Source organism: Photobacterium gaetbulicola, from assembly GCF_003025515.1.
Classification (GTDB): domain Bacteria; phylum Pseudomonadota; class Gammaproteobacteria; order Enterobacterales; family Vibrionaceae; genus Photobacterium; species Photobacterium gaetbulicola.
Genome location: NZ_PYME01000023.1, coordinates 1 through 22,696, shown reverse-complemented (window position 1 = coordinate 22,696; position 22,696 = coordinate 1). Strand labels below are relative to the sequence as shown.

At 51.1% G+C, this 22,696-nt stretch carries 21 protein-coding genes and 1 other annotated feature; of the genes, 12 read left to right on the top strand and 9 right to left on the bottom strand.

The window, feature by feature from the left end; translation table 11 throughout:
* Positions 1–62 precede the first annotated feature (62 nt).
* Together C9J03_RS18620 and C9J03_RS18615 are read right to left on the bottom strand one after the other, a co-directional pair.
* Complete coding sequence (locus tag C9J03_RS18620; RefSeq protein WP_044622544.1) at positions 63–1,340, bottom strand: HlyC/CorC family transporter; 1,278 nt, start codon at positions 1,338–1,340, stop codon at positions 63–65.
* Positions 1,341–1,418: 78 nt separating this feature from the next.
* Positions 1,419–2,216 (bottom strand): cytochrome C assembly family protein, encoded by a 798-nt coding sequence (locus tag C9J03_RS18615; protein ID WP_044622545.1) that lies wholly within the window; start codon positions 2,214–2,216, stop codon positions 1,419–1,421.
* Positions 2,217–2,426: 210 nt separating this feature from the next.
* Between C9J03_RS18615 and ffh the strand changes: the two genes are divergently transcribed.
* From ffh to C9J03_RS18585, 6 genes are all read left to right on the top strand, one after another.
* On the top strand, positions 2,427–3,803 hold the full coding sequence (gene ffh / locus C9J03_RS18610) for a signal recognition particle protein (RefSeq protein ID WP_044622546.1): 1,377 nt from the start codon (positions 2,427–2,429) through the stop codon (positions 3,801–3,803).
* A gap of 183 nt (positions 3,804–3,986) precedes the next feature.
* Positions 3,987–4,235 (top strand): 30S ribosomal protein S16, encoded by a 249-nt coding sequence (gene rpsP / locus C9J03_RS18605; RefSeq protein WP_039468642.1) that lies wholly within the window; start codon positions 3,987–3,989, stop codon positions 4,233–4,235.
* A 26-nt stretch (positions 4,236–4,261) separates the two neighbouring features.
* Positions 4,262–4,789 (top strand): ribosome maturation factor RimM, encoded by a 528-nt coding sequence (rimM, locus tag C9J03_RS18600; RefSeq protein ID WP_044622547.1) that lies wholly within the window; start codon positions 4,262–4,264, stop codon positions 4,787–4,789.
* A gap of 21 nt (positions 4,790–4,810) precedes the next feature.
* Positions 4,811–5,557 carry a tRNA (guanosine(37)-N1)-methyltransferase TrmD gene (trmD, locus tag C9J03_RS18595; RefSeq protein ID WP_039468645.1) on the top strand — a complete coding sequence of 249 codons (747 nt, stop codon included), beginning with the start codon at positions 4,811–4,813 and terminating at the stop codon, positions 5,555–5,557.
* Between the two features lie 37 nt (positions 5,558–5,594).
* Positions 5,595–5,948 carry a 50S ribosomal protein L19 gene (gene rplS, locus C9J03_RS18590; RefSeq protein WP_039468648.1) on the top strand — a complete coding sequence of 118 codons (354 nt, stop codon included), beginning with the start codon at positions 5,595–5,597 and terminating at the stop codon, positions 5,946–5,948.
* Between the two features lie 310 nt (positions 5,949–6,258).
* Entirely contained in the window at positions 6,259–7,167 is a 909-nt protein-coding gene (locus C9J03_RS18585; RefSeq protein ID WP_044622548.1) for a hypothetical protein, read from the top strand.
* 68 nt (positions 7,168–7,235) lie between these two features.
* Here the strand turns inward: C9J03_RS18585 and C9J03_RS18580 are convergent, their stop codons facing one another.
* From C9J03_RS18580 to C9J03_RS18570, 3 genes are all read right to left on the bottom strand, one after another.
* The gene (locus C9J03_RS18580; protein WP_044622549.1) at positions 7,236–8,720 is read right to left on the bottom strand and encodes a carbon starvation CstA family protein; all 1,485 of its coding nucleotides are present in this window, start codon (positions 8,718–8,720) and stop codon (positions 7,236–7,238) included.
* A 384-nt stretch (positions 8,721–9,104) separates the two neighbouring features.
* Positions 9,105–9,818 (bottom strand): two-component system response regulator BtsR, encoded by a 714-nt coding sequence (btsR, locus tag C9J03_RS18575; RefSeq protein ID WP_044622550.1) that lies wholly within the window; start codon positions 9,816–9,818, stop codon positions 9,105–9,107.
* Complete coding sequence (locus C9J03_RS18570) at positions 9,815–11,515, bottom strand: sensor histidine kinase (protein WP_044624374.1); 1,701 nt, start codon at positions 11,513–11,515, stop codon at positions 9,815–9,817. The genes btsR and C9J03_RS18570 overlap by 4 nt, the downstream gene beginning before the upstream one ends.
* A gap of 215 nt (positions 11,516–11,730) precedes the next feature.
* On the opposite strand from C9J03_RS18570, the gene C9J03_RS18565 reads away from it, so the two are divergent.
* Both C9J03_RS18565 and tyrA read left to right on the top strand, forming a co-directional pair.
* Complete coding sequence (locus C9J03_RS18565; protein WP_044622551.1) at positions 11,731–12,804, top strand: 3-deoxy-7-phosphoheptulonate synthase; 1,074 nt, start codon at positions 11,731–11,733, stop codon at positions 12,802–12,804.
* Between the two features lie 27 nt (positions 12,805–12,831).
* On the top strand, positions 12,832–13,971 hold the full coding sequence (gene tyrA / locus C9J03_RS18560) for a bifunctional chorismate mutase/prephenate dehydrogenase (protein WP_044622552.1): 1,140 nt from the start codon (positions 12,832–12,834) through the stop codon (positions 13,969–13,971).
* Positions 13,972–14,067: 96 nt separating this feature from the next.
* On the opposite strand, the gene pheA is transcribed toward tyrA, so the two are convergent.
* From pheA to bamD, 3 genes are all read right to left on the bottom strand, one after another.
* The gene (pheA, locus tag C9J03_RS18555; protein WP_044622553.1) at positions 14,068–15,249 is read right to left on the bottom strand and encodes a prephenate dehydratase; all 1,182 of its coding nucleotides are present in this window, start codon (positions 15,247–15,249) and stop codon (positions 14,068–14,070) included.
* A gap of 22 nt (positions 15,250–15,271) precedes the next feature.
* Positions 15,272–15,393: a sequence feature (Phe leader region), on the bottom strand.
* Positions 15,394–15,519: 126 nt separating this feature from the next.
* Positions 15,520–15,867 carry a ribosome hibernation-promoting factor, HPF/YfiA family gene (gene hpf / locus C9J03_RS18550; protein ID WP_044622554.1) on the bottom strand — a complete coding sequence of 116 codons (348 nt, stop codon included), beginning with the start codon at positions 15,865–15,867 and terminating at the stop codon, positions 15,520–15,522.
* Between the two features lie 369 nt (positions 15,868–16,236).
* Complete coding sequence (gene bamD, locus C9J03_RS18545) at positions 16,237–16,962, bottom strand: outer membrane protein assembly factor BamD (protein ID WP_044622555.1); 726 nt, start codon at positions 16,960–16,962, stop codon at positions 16,237–16,239.
* 140 nt (positions 16,963–17,102) lie between these two features.
* On the opposite strand from bamD, the gene rluD reads away from it, so the two are divergent.
* The 4 genes from rluD (at position 17,103) to C9J03_RS18525 (ending at position 22,408) form a co-directional block, all read left to right on the top strand.
* Positions 17,103–18,077, top strand: a complete 975-nt coding sequence (rluD, locus tag C9J03_RS18540) for a 23S rRNA pseudouridine(1911/1915/1917) synthase RluD (protein WP_039468677.1) — start codon at positions 17,103–17,105, stop codon at positions 18,075–18,077.
* Entirely contained in the window at positions 18,078–18,803 is a 726-nt protein-coding gene (gene pgeF, locus C9J03_RS18535; RefSeq protein ID WP_044622556.1) for a peptidoglycan editing factor PgeF, read from the top strand. It begins immediately after the preceding gene.
* A gap of 168 nt (positions 18,804–18,971) precedes the next feature.
* Positions 18,972–21,545, top strand: coding sequence for an ATP-dependent chaperone ClpB (gene clpB / locus C9J03_RS18530; protein ID WP_044622557.1), 2,574 nt, complete (start codon positions 18,972–18,974; stop codon positions 21,543–21,545).
* 206 nt (positions 21,546–21,751) lie between these two features.
* Positions 21,752–22,408, top strand: coding sequence for a tellurite resistance TerB family protein (locus C9J03_RS18525; RefSeq protein ID WP_044622558.1), 657 nt, complete (start codon positions 21,752–21,754; stop codon positions 22,406–22,408).
* 104 nt (positions 22,409–22,512) lie between these two features.
* Here the strand turns inward: C9J03_RS18525 and C9J03_RS26915 are convergent.
* Positions 22,513–22,696: hypothetical protein (locus tag C9J03_RS26915; RefSeq protein ID WP_211300774.1), on the bottom strand; the 184-nt coding region annotated here is incomplete at its 5' end.

The window sequence follows — 22,696 nt, the reverse complement described above, 5'->3', positions numbered from 1 at the left end:
CATAGCCCAGATATAAAAAAGCCGGCAGTAGCCGGCTTTTTTGTTGAATCGGGTAGGCAAGGTTAACCGGTCTTCTTCAGCTGGTTAGGCAGTACCCGGATCTGCTTGATCATATTGTCGGAGACCTCGATGATTTCCATCTGGTAGCCAGCCAGTTCGATACTCAGTTGGCTGTCGGGAATATCTTCCAGGTGCTCCAGGATCAAGCCGTTGAGGGTGCGTGGGCCATCGGTCGGAAGCCCCCAGTTGAGGCTCTTGTTCAGATCCCGGATATTGGCGCTGCCTTCGATCAACAGGCTGCCGTCCGGCTGTGGGGTGATCTCTTCTGCCAGGGTTGGGCTGATTGAGGTAGTAAACTCACCGACAATTTCTTCCAGGATATCTTCCAGGGTGATCAGGCCTTGGATATCACCGTATTCGTCGACGATTAGGCCGATACGTTCCTTGTTGCGCTGGAACTTCAGCAATTGGATATTGAGCGGGGTACCTTCGGGAATAAAGTACACTTCATCGGCGGCTCGCAGTAGGTTCTCTTTGCTGAAGTCGTTTTTGTCCATCATCAGGCGATAGGCTTCGCGTACCCGCAGCATGCCGACGACTTCATCGATGGTATCGCGGTAGAGTACAATCCGGCCATGGGCCGAATGGCTGAGCTGGCGGACAATTGATTTCCAGTCATCGTTGACATTGATGGCGGCGATCTCGTTGCGCGGTATCATCAAGTCTTCTACCGTGACATTTTCCAGGTCGAGGATCGACAGCAGCATGTCTTGGTGGCGGCGGGGGATCAGCCCGCCGGCTTCGTTAACCACGGTCCGCAGCTCTTCCGAGCTAAGCTTACCATCATGGGTTTTGTCGACTCTAAGGCCGAGCAGCATCAGAAAACCGTTGGTAATGCCATTGACAAACCAAACCAGCGGATAGAGCAGTTTCATCAGCAGCTGCAGAACGACACTGCTAGCAAAGGAGATCCGCTCAGGGTAGAGCGTGGCCAGGGTTTTCGGCGTGACTTCGGCGAAGACCAATACCACCAGGGTCAGGGCCCCGGTAGCGATAGCGACACCGATATCGCCGTACAGTCGCATACCAAGGATGGTTGCGATGGCTGAGGCGAGAATGTTGACCAGGTTATTACCGATCAGGATCAGGCCAATTAACCTGTCTGGGCGCGAAAGGAGCTTTTCGACTCGTTTGGCCCCACGATGTCCCTGGTTGGCCAGATGTCTCAGCTTGTAGCGGTTGAGAGACATCATTCCGGTTTCAGAGCCGGAAAAATATCCGGAAATAACAAGAAGTAATATCAGGAGAGAGAATAAAATCCCCGTGGATATATCGTCCAAAAACCTATTTCCTTAACGTTTCTGTTACTTGAACTTTGTACCCAGACGCTCTGGGTGTCAATGAAAGGGACACGGTTTTTATGCCCCAATGATAATTTCTTTGACGAAGCGGCTGCCGAAATAGGCCAGCGTCAGCAGGAATGCGCCGATCAGACTGAACCAGACCACACGGCGTCCACGCCAGCCTTTCTGGTAATGCCCCCACAGCAAAATGGAATAAACGCCCCAGGCCAGCAGCGAAAAGACGGCTTTGTGGGCCTTGCCGTGGGCCAGCATATCTTGAACAAAGATAAATCCCGTTACCAAGGTGATGGTCAACAGGGAATTACCGACCAAAATGATCTTGAAAAGCTGGCGTTCGACCATCATTAATGGAGGGATGTTCGGGTTAAGCAGCAGGCTCTTCTTATTCTTCAGCTTATGATCCAGCCAGGCCAGTTGAATGGCGTATAGGGTCGCAATCATCAGGGTTGAATAGGAGAACAGCGCCAGCGAGATATGCAGCAGCACTTCTGGATGGGTTTCCAGGTGGGTGATAAAGGCACCCGGCAGGAACGTGGCGGCGGTAAGGTTGATCGCGGCAAAGCTGTATACTACCGGCAGCAGGAACCAGACCCGCATCTTGAGCATCGCAGCGGTGGTAATCGCGGCGATCAGCAGGCTGATCAGCGAGGCGACGTTCATAATACTGAGGTTCTGTCCCTGTCCACCCAGAATGAGATCTTTGAGCAGCAGGATATGAAGGGCAATAGCGACCACGGCACAGGCAAAGACCGGTTTGGTCTTGATGCCATTGTTGTTGGTGAGGCCCGGTACAACCAGCCCTAGGGCAAGAAAGTAAAGGCATGCCGCCATTACGGCAATCAACATATCCATAGTAAACTTAACTAGTTAAGATGGTAAGAGTTCGCAATTATACCTTGCTAGCCGTTTTCCCGCCATGATTAAGCGAGATCAATAGTATATTGAAGTGGTTTTATCAGGGGATATCACAGTGAAAGTGTCCGTCAGGACATGAAAGCAGGGCAAGGATTGCGTTATACTAGCCAGATCATATCGATTAGTTGCGTAACGAGCGAGTAGCACATGTTCGAAAATTTAACGGAGCGTTTATCGCGAACGCTTAAGAATGTCAGTGGCCGCGGCCGCCTGACGGACGACAACATCAAGGATACGCTGCGTGAAGTACGTATGGCGTTACTCGAGGCTGATGTTGCGCTTCCTGTTGTCCGTGACTTCGTCAAGCGCGTCAAAGAACGTGCAGTAGGTACTGAAGTATCGAAGAGCCTGACCCCGGGCCAGGAATTTATCAAGATCGTTCAGGCTGAGCTTGAAGCGGTCATGGGCGAAGGCAACGAAGACCTGAACCTTGCGAGCCAGCCGCCGGCGGTTATTTTGATGGCGGGCCTACAAGGTGCCGGTAAAACCACCAGTGTCGGTAAGCTGAGTAAGCTGCTCAAAGAGCGCCAGAAGAAGAAAGTGATGGTAGTGTCTGCTGACGTCTACCGTCCTGCGGCGATCAAACAGCTGGAAACCCTAGCAAATGACTTGGGTGTCGATTTCTTCCCGTCGACGCCAGATCAGAAGCCGGTAGACATTGTTAATGCCGCTCACGCTGAAGCCAAGCTGAAATTCTACGATGTCCTGATTGTCGATACCGCAGGTCGTCTGCACGTCGACAGCGAAATGATGGACGAAATCAAAGATGTCCATAAGGCTATCAACCCGGTTGAAACCCTGTTCGTGGTAGATGCCATGACTGGTCAAGATGCGGCAAACACGGCGAAAGCGTTTGACGAAGCCCTGCCACTGACCGGTGTGATCCTGACCAAGGTCGACGGTGATGCCCGAGGCGGTGCGGCGCTGTCGGTACGTCATATCACTGGCAAGCCAATTAAATTCCTCGGTATCGGTGAGAAAACCGATGCCCTAGAGCCTTTCCACCCAGACCGTGTGGCTTCTCGTATCCTTGGTATGGGTGACGTGTTGTCTCTGATCGAAGATCTAGAGCGCAACGTCGACAAGGAAAAAGCCGAGAAGCTGGCGAAGAAATTCAAAGAGAAGAAAGGCTTCGACTTGGAAGACTTCCGTGGTCAGTTGCAGCAGATGAAGAGCATGGGCGGCATGATGGGCATGATGGATAAGCTGCCGGGTATGTCGCAGCTGCCAGATAATGTTAAAGATCAGGTTGACGACAAGATGTTCAACCAGATGGAAGCTATCATTAACTCGATGACGCCGAAAGAGCGTGAGCGCCCTGAGCTGATCAAAGGCTCGCGCAAGAAGCGTATCGCTATGGGTTCCGGTACCCAGGTACAGGACGTCAACCGTCTGCTCAAGCAGTTCACCCAGATGCAGAAGATGATGAAAAAGATGCAGAAGGGCGGCATGAAGAACATGATGCGCAATATGAAAGGCATGCTGCCACCGGGTGGCGGCATGGGCGGAATGTTCGGTCGCTAAGCGGCAATCTTCCACTAAATCATTGAGCTTGGGTAAGTCAACATAATTAAACTGGTGAAAATTTAGCTAAAGCGGTTGCATTCGTCAGTTTAAAGAGTAAAATTCCCGAGCTTAATTTGGCACGGGCCCCGTTAGTATCCCTGGCGGGGCCGATTTCATTTACAGTAATGCAAAGAGGACGATATGGTTACCATTCGTTTGGCACGTCACGGCGCTAAGAAGCGTCCATTCTATCAAATCGTTGTTGCTGACTCTCGCGCTGCTCGCGACGGTCGTAACATTGAAAAAATTGGTTTCTTCAACCCGCTAGCTAAGGGTCAGGAAGAACGTCTACGTCTTGACCTTGACCGTGTTAACCACTGGGTTGGTCTAGGCGCAACTGTGTCTGACCGCGCAGCTAAGCTAATCAAAGACGCTGCTAAAGCGGCTTAATTAGCATGTCAGGTAATAGAGAAGCGATGAGTACACAAGACCGCATTGTTGTTGGCAAACTTGGTTCCTCCTATGGCATCAAGGGTTGGCTCAAAGTTTTTTCTTACACCGAAGAAGCTGAAAGCATTTTTTCCTACCAGCCTTGGTTTATCAAAGTTAAGGGTGAGTGGAAGGAGTTCCGCGTTGAATCGTGGAAACGCCATGGTCAGGGGTTAGTCGCTAAGCTAGAAGGTCTGGATATCCGTGAGGATGCACAGATGTTCACTAACGCTGAAGTCTACGTATTGGCGGAACAACTACCAGCATTGTCAGATGACGAGTTCTACTGGCGTGAGTTGTATGGAATGACAGTGGTGACTACCGAAGGTTACGACCTAGGTAAAGTCACTGACATCCTGGAAACAGGTTCCAACGACGTCTTGGTAGTCAAAGCCAACCTGAAGGATGCTTTTGGCCAGAAGGAACGTTTAATCCCGTTCCTCGATGAGCAGGTCATCAAGTCGATTGATCGCACTGCTCAGCGGATCGAAGTTGACTGGGATCCTGGATTTTAATCCCCGGTAATAGGTGAACAAATGAAGGTAGGCATAATCAGCCTGTTTCCTGACATGTTTAATGCCATTACCAATTTTGGGGTAACAGGCCAGGCGGTAAAAAAAGGCCTCTTGTCAGTGGAAACGTGGAATCCTCGTGATTTTACCCACGACAAACACCGGACGGTCGATGATCGACCATATGGTGGCGGACCGGGCATGTTGATGATGGTACAGCCTCTGCGCGATGCCATTCATACTGCCAAGCAATCCGTCGAAGGCCAGGCTAAAGTGATTTACCTGTCACCTCAGGGCCGTAAGCTTGATCAAGCGGGTGTTGAGGAGCTGGCGCAGAACGAGAACCTGATTCTTATCTGTGGCCGCTACGAAGGGGTAGATGAGCGCATTATCCAACAAGAGGTAGACGAAGAATGGTCTATCGGGGATTTTGTGCTGACGGGTGGCGAACTGCCAGCCATGACCTTGGTCGATGCAGTCGTCCGGTTTGTACCGGGTGTGCTGGGTGACTTTGCGTCAGCGGAAGAAGACTCTTTCGCCAATGGCTTGCTAGATTGCCCTCATTATACGCGTCCCGAAGTGTTGGACGGGCAGGAAGTCCCTAAGGTCTTGTTGTCTGGTAACCACAAGGACATTAGCCGCTGGCGGTTGAAACAATCGCTGGGCCGTACTTGGTTGAGAAGACCAGAGCTCCTGGAAAACCTAGCTCTGACTGACGATCAGGAATTCTTGCTGGCGGAATTTATCCGCGAACATAAAGCAAGCATTTAATTAATTTAGTATCAGTTTATTCTAGGGTATATACCAAATGAGTAATATCATCAAAGCTCTTGAGCAAGAGCAAATGAAAAATGACCTACCAGAATTCGCACCAGGTGACACTGTTGTTGTTCAGGTTAAGGTAAAAGAAGGTAACCGCGAGCGTCTACAGGCTTTCGAAGGCGTTGTAATCGCTAAGCGTAACCGTGGTCTACATTCTGCGTTTACTGTTCGTAAGATCTCGAACGGTGAAGGCGTTGAGCGTGCGTTCCAAACTCACTCTCCAATCGTTGACAGCATTACTGTTAAACGTCGTGGTGCAGTACGTCGTGCCAAGTTGTACTACCTACGTGAGCGTTCAGGTAAATCTGCACGTATCCGCGAGAAGCTTACTTCTAAGTAATTCGCGACGCGTAAGACGTTTAATGAAAAAGCCCACCGCAAGGTGGGCTTTTTTTATGCTTGAAAAATGAAACTGTATGCATTTGATTAAGCGTGGGTTCGGTCTATTTTGGAGGCGGTTACCTGCAATGGTGTTGTTTTTATGCTATTGATTTATAAGGTGTAATTTGCTTTTGTCAGGGTGGTGTCAAAAAAGATATAAATATTGTTTGTGTATTGTTCAATATTTACATCCTGAAAAGATTCAAGCATTGCGGCTAAGTCTCTATTCCGCATGATGGGTAACGCTTTATATACAGGAGTTACCAATAATGAATAAATTTACAATTGCATCAGTGGCAGTCGCCACTGCATTACTTGCGGGCTGTGGCGGCTCTTCAAGCTCTGGTGGTGATAAAGACCTCGACCTACCTACTGGTGGTGAAGCAGAGGTTTGTTTTAACCCAGTGCTATGGCAAGATGCGAGCCACGAAGCGACATGGCAGACACGATGGAGTGAGGAAGCTGACTTCTATCCGCAGACAGAACGCACCCAAGTTACTAACGGTGTTGATTTCGAAGAGCATAAATCAATTACTCAGGTCGAATATATTTCTAACTACTCTGAAACGCCGCTAGGTTTTGAGGTAGAGTCCAATTCCCATCGCCTGCAACAATCACGCAATGGCTCTTCTCAGCGCTTTGACTATTATGTGATTGATGAGCAATCAACCTCTGTTTCATATGCCGGTGATCAGTATGTGAATGATTTTGATGGTATTGTGGAGGATGATCGTGATGTGAACTCTCCTGCGGCACCCCAGTGGTTGTTCGGATCAGAACAAGGCCAAACTACAAAGGCGGTATACACATCTGAGTTCTCTCTATTTATTGATGGTGAGCTGGAAGAGCGCTTAGTTTACGGCCAAACCAAGCGTGATGTAACATTCAATGGTATAGAGATGATTGATGTAAATGGTAAATCAGTTGAAACCTGTTCATTCTCTATCGACTCAACCTTGGCAGGTAATGCTGACGGTGAGGTGTGGACTGGTATTGAACAGTCAGAGCAATGGATTGATAAAGAGACGGGCCTGATGGTTAAATCAATTCGCTCTTTCCAAGAGATTGTAGATGGAATGGTTGATTACGAAAGCTACGAAGAAAAACTGCTTGAAGCGTATGCTATCGACGGTGAAGTGATCTTCTCTATTGAAGATAAAGACCAGCCAGCAGCTTAAGCCCGCTTATTCCTCTAATAAAAAACCAGCCTTGCGGCTGGTTTTTGTGTTTTAGGGGGAACTAAAACTTAAGCGGTTTCCGTGCTGCCTTCAAGGTTCTCTTCGTCAGCAAGGTCTGTTTCGCCTTTGCCTTTCGAACGCTTGATGACATAGCCGGCGATGGATAGTGAACCTACGATACCTGCGATAGTCGATACCGTCATTGGTAGGCCGAAACCTAGCTGGCTGTTGTTCAGGATGAAGGTAATACATACCGTGGTCATGAAGATAGCAGGAACAGTCGTTACCCAGTGCAGCTTGTTGTGGCGCAGTAGGTAAGCTGAAGCTGTCCATAGCATCATTACCGCGGTGCTCTGGTTGGCAAAGCCGAAGTAGCGCCAGATGATACCGAAGTCAACTTGAGTCAGGATGCCACCGATAACGAACAGCGGCAGGGCCATCATTAGGCGGTTGCGCAGTGACTTCTGCTCCATGTTGAAGTACTCAGCCAAGATCAGGCGACTTGAGCGGAATGCGGTGTCACCTGAAGTGATAGGCAGGATAACCACGCCTAGGAAAGCAATGATACCGCCGAATACACCTAGAAGACCGATAGATGAGCTGTAAACCACGTTACCCGGACCACCGTTGGATACGGCTTCCTGTAGTGCTTCTACCGAGCCGAAGAAAGACAGGGCTAGGGCACACCAGATCAGGGCAATCACACCTTCACCAATCATCGCGCCGTAGAACACAAAGCGGCCATTCTTCTCGTTTTCCATACAACGAGCCATCAGTGGCGACTGGGTGGCGTGGAAGCCTGAGATAGCACCACAAGCGATAGTGATGAATAGGGCAGGCCATAGTGGCAGGTTATTCGGGTTCATGTTGCTGAACATCTGGCTCATCTCGTAGTCACCAAGCAGTGTGTGCTCGCTAGAGAAGGCAATAGCCGTGATAAGGCCAACAGACATGAAGATTAGCAGCGCGCCGAACAGTGGGTAGAAGCGGCCGATGATCTTATCAACAGGAACGATAGTCGCGATGATGTAGTAAGCGAAGATGATAACCACCATAGTTGTCATCGACATGCCCATACCGGTTTGCTCGTTAACCAGATTAGTGATCATACCGGCTGGTGCAGAAACGAATACCACACCAACAAGCAGCAACAGAACAATGGCAAAGATATTCATAAAGTGTTTTGCGCCATTGCCCAGGTAGCGGCCAGTAATGGTTGGTACTGACGCACCACCGTTACGAACTGACAGCATGCCAGAGAAGTAGTCGTGTACTGCACCGGCGAAGATACAGCCTAGTACTATCCACAGCATCGCCGCTGGGCCGTATAGGGCACCCATGATAGGACCGAAAATCGGGCCGACACCGGCAATGTTAAGTAGCTGAACAAGGTAAACTTTCTTGTTCGACATCGGCACATAGTCAACACCGTCCTGCTTGGTAAATGCTGGAGTTTGGCGTTTTTCGTTGATACCGAACACTTTTTCAATGAATGCACCGTAGATGAAGTAACCACCTACCAGCGCTGCGACACACATCAGAAACCAGGCCATATCTTGTCTCTCTAATCCTATTGGAGTGGGTTATGTGGGCTTTGCGTCCCTTGCCTATACACCCTCGGCAACCGCGCAAAACTTATTTTGATAGCTGCCATCCTACTCGCTTGGCATCAATATTCACCCGATAAAGGGGTGAGTGGTTGTATGGCAGGGTGAGTGGTCGATAATGCCATTAAGCGGTTTTATCGAGTTAGCTAAGCGGTTTTACCGAGGATTAAACGGTCTGATATGGATTTTTATTTCCGTGATCATTGTCAGGGTTTATGCTCCAGGCCTTGCTTGATGGGGGATTGGGGATGGGGCAAAGGGCGGCTATTGATGACGCGAAAGAGGATGGCAGAGGTACGTCCCTCTGCCATGTCTGTGGAGAATGTGGATTTAGCTTAAGCCGAAACGGTCTTTGAGCTCTTTGAGGTAGCGGCGACTGACTGGTACCTGATGGTTGCCGAGAGTGGTAATTTCAGCAAGACCATTTTCCAGTAGCCGGATTTCCCTGATTGCGGTGGGGTGGATCAGGTACTGGCGGTGGCAGCGGATCAGCGGGGTTTTTTCCTCCAGCGTTTTCAACGTCAGCTGGGTGGTTGCCTGGGTATCGCGGCTGACGACGTGCACGCCGCTTAAGTCCGAAAAAGCCGTTTCGATGTCATCGGGGCGAAGTAATAAGATCCGATTGTGACCGCTGCAGGGGATCAGCTCCAGCATATCACTGATAAGTGGCGAATAGTCGGCTGGCTGGCATTCCCGCACCAAGCGTTTGATGGTTTTGGTTAGGCGGCAGGTTTCCACTGGCTTGAGCAGGTAGTCAAACGCATTGTCCTCAAACGCTTTCAGGGCGTACTCATCGTAGGCGGTGACGAAGACCACTTTGGGCATGGTCTCAGGGTCGAGCATGCTCAGCATCTCGATACCGGTGATTTGCGGCATCTGGATATCGAGGAAGATAACATCGGGCTTGAGGGTATTGATTTTCTTCAGTGCTTCAATGGCATTGCTGCACTCGCCGATCACCTCGATCGACCCACTTTCTTCCAGCAGGTCGATTAGCTCTTCCCTGGCATATTTTTCATCATCAATGACAAGGGCCTTTATCATGCCGCATGCTCTCCGTTACGGTGTGTGAGGGTATCGACGGGCAATTTGATGGTCGCCCGGGTCCATTCATGGGCCTGGTAGGTCATAGTCAGGCCGTATTGTTTGCCAAACATGTTCTTGAGGCGTTTGTCGACAATCTTCATGCCAAGGCCGCTTTCCTCCCCGATCGGGGCATAGTTACCGGCGTTGTCCTCAACCTCGAGGACGACGTGATCCTGCTCGACAAAGCCGTTGATAGTGATTTTACCATTTTCCAACAGCGATGAGGTGCCGTGTTTAATCGCATTCTCGACCAGTGGCTGAAGGGTAAAGGTCGGGACCTTCATTGCCATCAGTTCATCAGCTACATTGACCTCGACGCTGAGTCGGTCGGAAAATCGTGCCAGTTCGATCTCTAGGTAGGCATGGATGTGCTGCAGCTCTTCTTGAAGGGTGACCGTTTCAATATTTTGCTTGAGGTTACGGCGGAAGAATTGTGACAAATGCTGGATCAGCTGGCGAGCTTTGTCCGGATCGCGCCTGACCACCGAGTTGATGGTGTTGAGGGCATTGAACAAGAAGTGCGGATTGACTTGGGCTTGCAGCAGGCGCAGCTCGGCCTGGGTCAGCAGGTTTTGTTGCTGGATATAGCGACCGGTCAGGATCTGGTTGGACAGCAGCTTGGCGATCCCTTCCCCCAGAGTGAGGTTGACGGTCGAGAATAGCTTGCGCTTGGGCTCGTAGAGTTTGATGGTTCCGAGTACTTCATTGTTTCCACCCACCAGTGGGATAACCAGGGCGGAGCCGAGTTTGCATTTCTCATGCAGTGAACACTGGTAGGGAATATCATAGCCATCGGCATAGACTAACTCGCAGCCATCAATGGCACGGCGGGTGTAGCCGGAAGAAATTGGGGTGCCCGGCAAGTGGTGATCGTCGCCGATCCCGATGAAAGCGAGGATTTTATCGCGGTCGGTAATGGCGACTGCGCCCACCCCGGTTTCTTCATAGATGATCTTGGCAATCCTCTTGGTGGTTTCTTCGTTGAACCCCTGGCTGAAAATCCCCACCGATCGCTGGGCAATTTTCAGGGCGCGGCTCGAAAAGGCGGCAGAGTATTTCTCGTAAATGGTTTTTCTGTCTTGGATGATGCTCATGAAAAATGCCGCCCCGACCGAGTTGGCTATCACCATCGGCAGGGCAATTGCACTGACGAGGCCGAGTGCTTTTTCAAATGGCTGGGCCACGGCCAGGATGATCAGCATCTGGATGATTTCGGCGACCAAGGTGATCACAAACACCACCTGCGGTCGGAAAATTTGGTCCGCCTGGCCTCGTCGAACATAGTAGCTGTGCATCAGGCCACCGATGAGCCCTTCAGCAGTGGTAGAGATGGCACAGGCCAGATCGGTAAAGCCACCGAGGGTGTAACGGTGCAGGCCGCCGGTTAAGCCTACGGCAAAGCCGACGACAGGGCCGCCGAGCAATCCCCCCATGACGGCACCGATTGCCCGGGTATTGGCAATCGCATCTTCTATGTGTAATCCGAAGTAAGTGCCTAAAATACAAAAGAGGGAAAACAGGATATAGCAGGTAAAACGCTGTGATAGCCGGCCGGAAATAGAGGTCAGCGGCATAAACAGTGGGGTTTTGCTCAACAGGTAAGCCAGTACCAGATATACGCTGAGCTGCTGTAACAGAGAAAAAATCAGTTCCATTGCCATAGGGAGTGCGAGTGGGCATTGCCATTATGGTAACTGGCTTTGGCCGATAGCGCCAAAAATGCTGAAGGTGTAAATAGTAATTTACGGTGGATTTTTTTCTTTACAGGTGGTTGCAATCCTCTGTTAATGGCTGCTATTGTCAGTTTTATGACAGGGCAGTCCTGTTTTTTCTTTTGGTTTTGTATTAATTAGTTTACAGGGAAGCCCGCATGCAAAAAGATCAGTTGAACAACGTCCATATCGAAAAAGAGTCGGTATTGATCACGCCACAAGAGCTGTGCAGCAAGCTGCCAGTGAGTGACAATGCCCTCAACTTCGTCCGTCAGTCTCGCCAGACCATTGCCGATATTATCCACAAACGCGATCCACGCTTGCTGGTGGTGTGTGGCCCATGCTCTATCCACGATATCGAAGCGGCCAAAGACTATGCCGTGAAACTCAAAGCCCTATCGGAAGAGCTGAGCGATCAGCTGTACATTGTGATGCGGGTTTACTTTGAAAAGCCACGTACCACCGTTGGCTGGAAGGGGTTGATCAATGACCCGCACCTAGACGGCTCGTTCGAGGTGGAGGAAGGCTTGCACATCGGCCGCCAGTTATTGATTGATTTGGTGGAAATGGGGATCCCGCTTGCCACCGAGGCACTTGACCCTATCAGCCCGCAATACTTGGGGGATTTGTTCAGCTGGGCTGCAATCGGTGCCCGCACCACTGAATCCCAGACCCACCGTGAGATGGCCAGTGGCCTGTCTATGCCGGTTGGATTTAAGAACGGTACCGACGGCAGTTTGGGCACCGCGATCAACGCCATGCAGGCGGCCGCTTCCGGCCACCGTTTCATCGGGATCAACCCTGATGGCCAGGTGGCGCTGCTCAATACCCAGGGCAACCCGGATGGCCATGTTATTCTGCGTGGCGGCAAGCAGACCAACTACGATTCCGTCTCAGTAACCGAGTGTGAAAACGAGATGAATGCGGCAGGCCTTTCTCCGTCGCTGATGGTAGACTGTAGCCATGCTAATTCTCGCAAGGATTACCGCCGTCAGCCGTTGGTTGCCGAAGATGTGATCCACCAGATCCGTGAGGGCAACAAGTCCATCATTGGTTTGATGCTGGAGAGCCATATTAACGAAGGAAACCAGAGTGCGGATTTACCGCGCCAGGAAATGGCTTACGGTGTGTCTATTACCGATGCCTGCATCAGCTGGGAGTCGACCGAGACCCTGCTGCGTCATGCGCACCAGGAGCTAACGCCATTTCTACAACAGCGTGTTGAAGACTAATTCCGCTATCAATGCAGAGAGCCATAGATGGTCGCAGAACTGAGTAAACTAAGAGATCAAATTGATGATGTCGACCGCCAGATGGTGGAGCTGCTAGCCCGCCGCCTGTCGCTGGTCGAAGAGGTCGGCCATGTAAAAAGCCAGCATGGCTTGCCGATTTATGCCCCTGATCGTGAAGCGGCGATGCTGGCTTCACGGCGCCAGGAAGCTGAAAGCAAAGGGGTGCCGCCGGATCTGATCGAAGATATCTTGCGCCGTACCATGCGCGAGTCCTATGCCAGCGAAAATGATTCCGGCTTCAAGTGCCTCAAGCCTGAGCTGCGGCCGATTGTGATCGTCGGTGGCCACGGCCAGCTGGGCGGCTTGTTCTGCCGCCTGTTTGAGCTGTCGGGTTATCAGGTTCGCAAGCTGGGAAGCCAGGATTGGGATAGGGCTGATGAGCTGCTGGCTGATGCTGGCATGGTGGTGGTGTCGGTGCCGATCAATATCACCGAGACCATTATCGCCAAGCTGGGTAATCTGCCGGACGACTGTATTCTTGCCGACTTGACCTCGGTCAAGAGCGGGCCGCTGCAGGCCATGCTAGAAGTACACCGCGGGCCTGTTGTCGGCTTGCACCCGATGTTTGGGCCTGACATCGCCAGTTTGGCCAAGCAGGTGGTGGCGTATTGCGATGGCCGGATGCCGGAGAGCTACCAGTGGTTGCTCGAGCAGATCCAGATTTGGGGGGCAACCCTCAACCGGATCAGTGCGATAGAGCACGATGAGGGGATGACCTTGATCCAGGCGCTGCGCCACTTCACGTCCTTTGTGTACGGGGTACACCTTGCCGAGGAAGATCCCAAGCTGGAGCAACTGCTGTCGCTCAGCTCGCCAATCTACCGCCTGGAATTGGCGATGGTGGGGCGCCTGTTTGCCCAGGACGCCCAGCTCTATGCCGACATTATAATGTCGTCGCCGCAGAACTTGGCGATGATCAAGCGTTTCCATCAGCGCTTCGGCGAGGCCATCGCGGTTCTGGACAGCCAAGATAAAGAGACGTTCAAGCAGGCCTTCGGCCGGGTTGAGAGCTGGTTTGGAGACTATGCCCAGCATTTTTTAACCGAGAGCCAGGGATTACTTAGACAGGCGAACGACTCGACTCACCGTACCGCATCAGGGCGCTAAGCCAAGCGCCTTCGACAATCATAGTAAAGCCCACGCACTTTGGCAGTGCGTGGGCTTTTTGTTTTTGGGTAGGTGTACTTCCAAATGGCCACTGACTTAAAGCAAGTCGCCCGTCTCTGGGTCAACCGGCTTGACGTTCTCGCTCGGGTAGCAGCCCAGCACCTTGATAAAGCGGGTCAGGCGGGTCAGCTCTTCCAGTGCTTCCTGCATCACGTCTGATTTCAGGTTTTCTTCGACATCGACGTAGAACATCTCTTCCCAAGGATTGCCGATCACCGGGCGCGACTCCAGCTTGGTCATGTTGATATTGAGGTTACGCAGAACCAGCAGGCACTCTACCAGGGAGCCGGCTTTCTGCGCCGTCGACATGGTTAGGGTAGTTTTGGCCGGGATCAGCGAGGTGACTTCTACCGGTTTGCGTGCAACGACGATGAAGCGGGTGTAGTTTTCCTGCTGGTTGGCAATATTGGTCTTTAGCGGCGTCAGCCCGTACAGTTCGCCGCTTGAGGCGTTGCCGATGGCGGCCACATTCGGTTGCTGGAGTTCGGCCACCTTTTTCATTGCCTCAGCGGTGCTGGAACAGTATTCCTGGGTGATGTTGCCCATGGAGTGGAGGTATTCGCTGCATTGCTGGTGTGGCTGAGGGTGCGAATAAAGGGTGTCGATGTCTTCCAGTTTGGTATCGACCGCGGCCAGTAGGCAGTGCTCAATAGGTTGGTTGATCTCGCCGACAATCGACAGGCTGGTGTGCTGCAGCAAATCATAGACTTCGTTGATCGAGCCTGAGCTGGTGTTTTCGATGGGCAGTACGCCGTAGTCGGCATTGCCAATTTCTACCGTGTGGAGTACATCACGGAAGGTTGAACAGCTGATCTCGACCAGCTTGGTTTGCTTTTTGCTGAAATAGCTGCGGCTGGCAAGGTTGGAGTAGGAGCCTTTGGCACCAAGAAAAGAGACGCGGGCGACAGGCTGCAGGCTTTCAGGGTTGGCAAGCTTCTGGAGATAAGCCTGCTGGAATAAGACGGAGTCTTCGATAATGGTATGGAAGATCTGGGTGACGTACTGGGCATCCAGCTGAAGCGACTGGCCCGTCTCGATCAAGCGCAGCAGCAGTTCCTGCTCGCGGGTTTGATCGCGCACCGGCTTGGCGGTTTGGATTTTGCTCTTGGCGACTTCGAGGCTGAGCTGGCGGCGCTCGGCGAGCAGTTTTAATATTTCGTTATCGATACGGCTGACGTTGGTTCGGATTTCGTCCAGCGAATACTGCGGTTCTGTCATTGTCGCTCCCTGTCTTATTCATACAAAAAAGCCTCCCGGTTAGAGGAGGCTGTCTGTTCGTCTTTAGCTTGTTTCTTGCGTAACGAATAGCCCCCACTAAGGTGACATAAAAAAGAAGCTAAAGAAAAACAGTTGGGCTGTATGCATAAATACTGAATGTTATGAATTTGGGTTAGTTATGGCTCAACATTATGCAGCCTTGGAACTCTTGTCAAGCAGAAACTAAACAGCCCTGCAGGGCAGGGCTGTTTATAAAATCCTCTTGAATAATTATGCTTCTTCTTCGGCTTCTGTTTCTTCGATCTGCGGCTTATTGCTGTGGCTTGCACGGCGTGCCGTTGGTTTGTGAGCTTGTTTGTTCAGTTGGCGTTCCAGCTTCTGGTATACCTCGGTAATGGCACCGTACATATCGTCATGCTCTGCTGAGGCGACTAGTTGACCTCCCGGAATAGCAGCAGATGCTTCAATTTTGAATTGGCGGTTTGGCTCGGTGCTGATCACAGCGTGTTTGCTGATAAATGGAACCTGGTATTTTTCTAACTTTTTGAATTTAAACTCAATTCGCTCACGGATAGCAGGGGTGATATCTAGGTTTTTGCCGGTAATGTCTACTGTCATAATTATCTTTCCTCTTTTGCTACCCTTCGTTGGGTTGACTTCAGATTACTAAATTCAGGAATCAATAATGTGATCAAGATCACAGTTAGGTTGTTAAAATATTGTCCAGAAAAATTCTGTGATCACGTCTTGTTTGTTGCAAAAAAGTTTGAAGAAAGTGCTTGTAGAACACTAGAAAGTTGGGGCAGTATGAGGGAAGAACGAACGCTGGTGGCTGGTGCTATTCAGGGACTTTATTCGATTTATAACAATCACTTGAGTTAAAAATGACCAGCTTGTTTCCAGTGCGTTGATAACGATTTAGCGCGAATCATAAAAAAAACAGCAGCCTACTGGCTGCTGTTTTTTTATGGTCGAAGATCCGCCCCATTAAATTGGGTTGAGCGCGATGAGTTTGCGGGTGTTTTCCAGCGGTTCGCTCAAGCCTAGCTTCTCATAGGCACTTTCCATGATCAGCAGCGACTGGCGTGCTGCTTTAGTATTTGGGTACTCGCGCTGAATGAGCTGGGAACGATTGACGGCAGCTACCCAGGCTTCACGGCGCAGGTAGAAGTCGGCTGCGGCCAGCTCGTAATCGGCCAGACGGTTTTTCAAAAAGACCATACGGGCTTGGGCATCGGCAGCATAGCGGCTGTTCGGGTAGCGCTCAAGCAGGCGTTTGAAGTCCCGGAAGGCTTTACGGGCCGGCTCAGGATCGCGGTCGTGGCGATCGATGTTGAACAGGTCATGCATAAAGCTGCGGTCTTGCGCCATGCTAGTCAGGCCGCGCATGTACAGTACCCAGTCTGCTTTTTCATGGGCCGGGTTAAGGCGGTTGAAGCGATCTATGGTCGCCTCACCCAAAGCAAGATCGTCGTTTTTGTAGTAGGCATAGATCAGATCAAGCTGAACTTGTTCCGAGTAGGCACCGAACGGGTAACGGGAGTCCAGAGTTTCCAGTCGTTCGATGGCGGTTGTCCAGCTGCCGCTTTGCAGGGCCTGCTGGGCAGTGGCATAAAGTTCAGATGGCGGTACGTCCGGTACCACTTCTTCCGTGCTTGAACAGCCTGAAAGTATGGCGACGGCAAGAAGAGACGATAGAGTCAGGCGTTTCATTGCGGCGACTGTTTCCTTGATAAATAATTTTATTTCTGCGGATCCATTACGGTCTGAGCCGTTAACAGATACAATGACACTATTATGTTATTTTACGCAGCGTTTGACGTTTAGTCCCACGCTTTTTAAAAAAGTTCGCTATGGCACAGCAGATAGAGTTAACAAATACAGTAAATGATAGTCAACTTGGCTTGCGCCTTGATCAGGTTATCGCTGAATTATACCCCGATTATTCCCGCTCACGGATCAAAGAGTGGATCTTAAATGGCATGGTTTCTGTCGATGGGGAAGTCACGACTAAGCCACGTGTGAAAATGATGGGCGGTGAAGAGCTGTTTATCAAGGCGGAGATCGAGGACGAAGTCCGCTGGGAAGCTCAAGATATCCCGTTGGATATTGTCTATGAAGACGAGCACATTATCGTCATCAACAAACCGCGTGACTTTGTGGTTCACCCTGGGGCCGGTACGCCGGACGGGACGGTGCTTAATGCCTTGCTGCATCACTGCCCGGATTTAGCCGAAGTGCCACGTGCCGGTATTGTCCACCGTTTGGATAAAGATACCACCGGTCTGATGGTGGTCGCAAAAACGATTCAGGCGCAAACTCGTTTAGTTCGTGCGCTGCAAAAGCGCCGCATCACCCGTGAGTACGAAGCAATTGCCATGGGTAAAATGACTGGCGGCGGTACAGTGGACAAACCTATTGGTCGTCACCCGACCAAACGTGTCTGCATGGCGGTGAGTGAATTTGGCAAGCCAGCAATTACCCGTTTCCGTGTGGCTGAGCACTTCCGAGAGCATACCCGGATTATTTTGCGCTTGGAAACTGGCCGTACTCACCAGATCCGCGTGCATATGTCATATTTGAGCCATCCACTGATCGGTGATGTGATTTACGGTGGTCGACCTCGTCCGCCAAAAAATGCTTCCGATGAACTGGTCCAGGCTCTGCGTGCTTTTGATCGTCAGGCCCTGCATGCTCGTATGCTGCGCTTAGAACACCCGATCACCGGTGAGTTGATGGAATGGCGAGCGCCGTTGCCTATCGACATGGTGGCAATGATCAGTATCTTGCGTAAAGACAAGGAAGCGCACCAAGAGGAAGAGTACTAAATGTGGATTGTCCCTGACTGGCCAGCGCCTGCCAATGTTAAAGCCATCGCGACAACGCGTGAAGGCGGTAAGAGTGCAGGGCCATACCAAGGTTTAAACCTTGGTAACCATGTTGGGGATGATCCCGAGGTTGTGTTGCAAAACCGCCAGTGGCTGCAGCTCCAGCTTGGATTAGACACCGCACCCGTTTGGCTGAATCAGACCCACAGTATTGAGGTGGTAAACCTTGAGCAGCCAAGTGCACAGGCGCTAGATGCTGATGGCAGTTATACTGCGAAAAGGCATCTTCCTTGCGTGGTGATGACGGCCGATTGTCTACCGGTGATCCTGTGTGATCGCCAAGGGACACAGGTTGCAGCAGTTCATGCCGGATGGCGCGGTTTGGTTGACGGTATCATTGAACAGGCTATCGCCAAGTTTACTGTACCGGGCTCGGAAATCATGGCTTGGCTCGGTCCTGCTATTGGGCCGCAAGCATTTGAGGTTGGTGGAGAGGTGCGTGAGCAGTTTCTTGCTTACGGGCCAGCTGCTGCCGAAGGTTTTCAGCCGCACGGCGAAAAGTGGTTGGCAGATCTGTACCTACTGGCTCGCCAGCGCTTGGCCAGTGCGTCAGTAAGTGATGTATTTGGCGGGGAGGCTTGTACCTTTTCTGATGCCGAGCAATTTTACTCGTACCGGCGCGATGGCGTGACAGGCCGTCAGGCAACCTTGATCTGGCTGGAATAGCCATACGTATTTATCCAGTTCAAAGCCCTGCCGATGCAGGGCTTTTCTTTTTCCGGGGTGTTGTGAGACAAGGTTTACCCGAGCTTGCACAATGAGTGGGGAATATTTGGCTTGAAAAATGGGAGCTAGGCCACCATATCTTACCGTGAGAGAAGATGAGGAGGACTTATGCGTCTTGACCGTTTTACTAGCAAATTCCAGATGGCAATCTCTGATGCGCAATCGCTAGCATTGGGGCGAGACCATCAGTATATAGAGCCTGCCCACTTGATGGTGGCGCTGCTAAACCAGGATGGCAGTACCATCCGTCCACTTCTAACCCTATTGAATGTCGATATTGCCCAGCTACGGTCCGGTTTATCAGAATTGCTGGAGCGGCTGCCGAAGGTGAGTGGTATCGGCGGTGATGTCCAGCTTTCGCATGGGATGGGGATGTTGCTCAACATGTGTGACAAGCTAGCCCAGAAGCGCAAGGACAAATATATTTCGTCAGAATTGTTTATTTTGGCGGCGGTAGACGACAAGGGGCCGCTCGGTCAGTTGCTGAAAGAAAAAGGACTGACCGCCGACAAAATTGAACAGGCCATAGAAAAAGTGCGTGGCGGCCAGAATGTTGATGATCCCAATGCCGAGGAAAACCGCCAGGCACTGGAAAAGTTCACCATTGATCTCACCGAGCGTGCCGAGCAGGGCAAGCTGGATCCGGTGATCGGCCGCGACGATGAAATTCGCCGGACTATTCAGGTCCTGCAGCGCCGTACCAAGAACAACCCTGTTATTATTGGTGAACCGGGGGTGGGTAAAACCGCGATTGTTGAAGGCTTGGCGCAACGCATTATCAATGGCGAGGTCCCAGAAGGCTTACGCAACAAACGTGTCCTGTCCTTGGACATGGGGGCACTGATTGCCGGTGCCAAATACCGGGGTGAATTCGAAGAGCGCCTGAAGTCTGTGCTTAACGAGTTATCACAGGAAGAAGGTAACATCATCCTGTTTATCGATGAGCTGCATACCATGGTCGGTGCCGGTAAAGGTGAAGGCTCGATGGATGCGGGTAATATGCTCAAGCCAGCGTTGGCCCGTGGCGAACTGCATTGTGTCGGTGCCACTACGCTGGATGAGTACCGCCAGTACATCGAAAAAGATGCCGCGTTGGAACGCCGGTTCCAGAAAGTACTGGTGGATGAACCGACTGTTGAAGATACGGTAGCGATTTTGCGTGGCCTCAAAGAGCGCTACGAGCTTCATCACCATGTGGAAATTACGGATCCGGCAATTGTTGCTGCGGCGGGGCTGTCGCACCGTTATATTTCAGATAGACAGCTGCCGGATAAAGCGATTGACTTGATTGACGAAGCTGCCTCCAGTATCCGCATGCAGATCGACTCCAAGCCTGAGTCACTGGATCGTCTCGAGCGCCGGATCATTCAGCTCAAGATTGAACAGCAGGCACTGGACAAAGAGAGTGATGATGCCAGTCAGAAGCGCCTGAACGATCTGCGCGAAGAGCTGGACAAAAAAGAGCGCGAATATGCTGAGCTGGAAGAGGTGTGGAATGCCGAAAAAGCCGCTCTTTCCGGTACGCAGCATATAAAGGCAGCGCTTGAGCAAGCCCGTACCGATATGGAAATTGCTCGCCGTGCAGGTGATCTCAACCGGATGTCGGAGCTACAGTACGGTAAAATTCCAGAGCTTGAAAAGCAACTCGACTTGGCGGCTCAAGCGGAAATGCAGGAGATGAGCCTGCTCAAGAACAAGGTGACCGATGCCGAAATCGCGGAAGTACTCTCCCGCCAGACCGGGATCCCGGTAGCCAAAATGCTCGAAGGGGAGCGTGATAAGCTACTGCGGATGGAAGAAGCTTTGCACAAGCGGGTTATCGGACAGGATGAAGCGGTTGATGCGGTCGCGAATGCCATTCGCCGCAGCCGGGCCGGGCTGTCGGATCCAAACCGTCCAATTGGCTCGTTCTTGTTCCTCGGCCCAACAGGGGTCGGTAAAACCGAGCTATGCAAAGCCCTGGCGCACTTTATGTTTGATAGTGACGATGCCATGGTGCGGATTGATATGTCCGAGTTTATGGAGAAACACTCGGTTGCACGCTTGGTCGGTGCGCCCCCTGGCTATGTTGGCTATGAAGAAGGCGGCTATCTGACCGAAGCGGTTCGCCGTCGTCCTTATTCGGTGATTTTGCTCGATGAGGTGGAAAAGGCCCACCCTGACGTGTTCAACATTTTGCTTCAGGTGCTCGATGACGGGCGATTGACGGATGGCCAGGGCCGGACGGTCGACTTCCGCAATAGTGTGGTGATCATGACCTCCAATCTTGGTTCAGATCGTATCCAGGAGCACTTTGGTGAGTTGGACTACGACGGTATCAAGCAAACGGTTATGGAGGTGGTGGGTCATCACTTCCGCCCTGAGTTTATTAACCGGGTTGACGAAACTGTGGTATTCCATCCGCTTGGTGCCGAGCATATCAAGAACATTGCCAGCATTCAGATTGCACGACTGGAGAAACGCTTGGAAGAGCGCGACTACCTGCTGAAACTGGATGACAGTGCGCTGGATTTGATTGCCGAGGCTGGGTTCGACCCGGTATTCGGAGCCCGGCCGCTCAAGCGTGCCATCCAGCAATATATTGAGAACCCACTGGCTCAAGATATATTGTCAGGCAAGTTTGTTACGGGTAAGCCAATTAATATTGTTGCAACCGACGGTCAAATTGAAGCCAAACAATAAGTAGCCTGTTTAATCCCTCAAGCCCTCCTTATGGAGGGCTCTTTACATTCCTTTACTTTGTCTTCACTTCATATTCATCCCCGCCAATCTAGGCTACGTATTGTTGATATCGCCTTTCTATATCAGGCGATAGTCTCACTTCTTTTTCCTGCTTTTTTATTGATTTTTTAGTAAATGCTTGAAGATATATGGCAACGGGAGGATGTATGAAAACCATGATGGATAAATTGTTGGGCGAAGCAAGTAAATATCTGGAGAGAGGAAAGGCGCATTCAGGTATACAGGCTGGGGCGTCGAGCGACTTGCTCAAAGGAGCATTAGGCGGTGGGTTAGTCGGTGCGCTTTTGGGCAATAAGAAAACCCGTAAACTCGCAAAAAAATACGGTACCCAAGCAGCGGCTGTCGGGGGAACGGCGTTGGTGGGGACGTTGGCTTACCAGGCTTACAAAAAATGGCAGCAAGATGAATCTGTGCCAGTGACATCTGCAACATCGGAACCTGCTTTCCAACAGCAACTGGATGACAAAGCTGGTTTACTGCTTCAGGCGATGGTATTTGCAGCCAAAGCGGATGGGCACATAGATGTTCAGGAACGAGCCGCCATCGCCAATTGGGCCGCCGAGCAGGATTTTGGGGGTGATAGCGAAACCGCTATTTTGCGCTGGGTCGATGCGCCGTTGGATCCCAATGCACTTAGCCAGCAGGTGGATAATATGGCTTTGGCATCGGAAGTCTATCTGGTTTCTCTTCTAGCAATAGATGTAGACCATTTTTTGGAGCGGGCTTACCTCGATGAGCTGGCCAAAGCATTGGAATTACCTGCAGAGCTGGTAACGCGAATAGAAGAACAAGCTGAGGTGTAGTTTGATATTTCCGCTAGTAGTGCATTTATTGGTTAATAAGTGAGCGATTGATTCGTTTTGACAAAATAATTGAATTTATAGTGTTGCCAAAACCAATTAAGTCTCTATAATGCGCCTCCGTTGTCACGGCAAAGCACTGAATTAGAGCGGTTGTGGCAAACATTGTTCTTTAACAATTTGACCATGCAATCTGTGTGGGCACTCGTGAAATGATAGTCAACAAAAGAATTATCAATGAAACTGAGTGACCAATACGAAATAGCTTCGGCTATATCGGCACAGTCAATT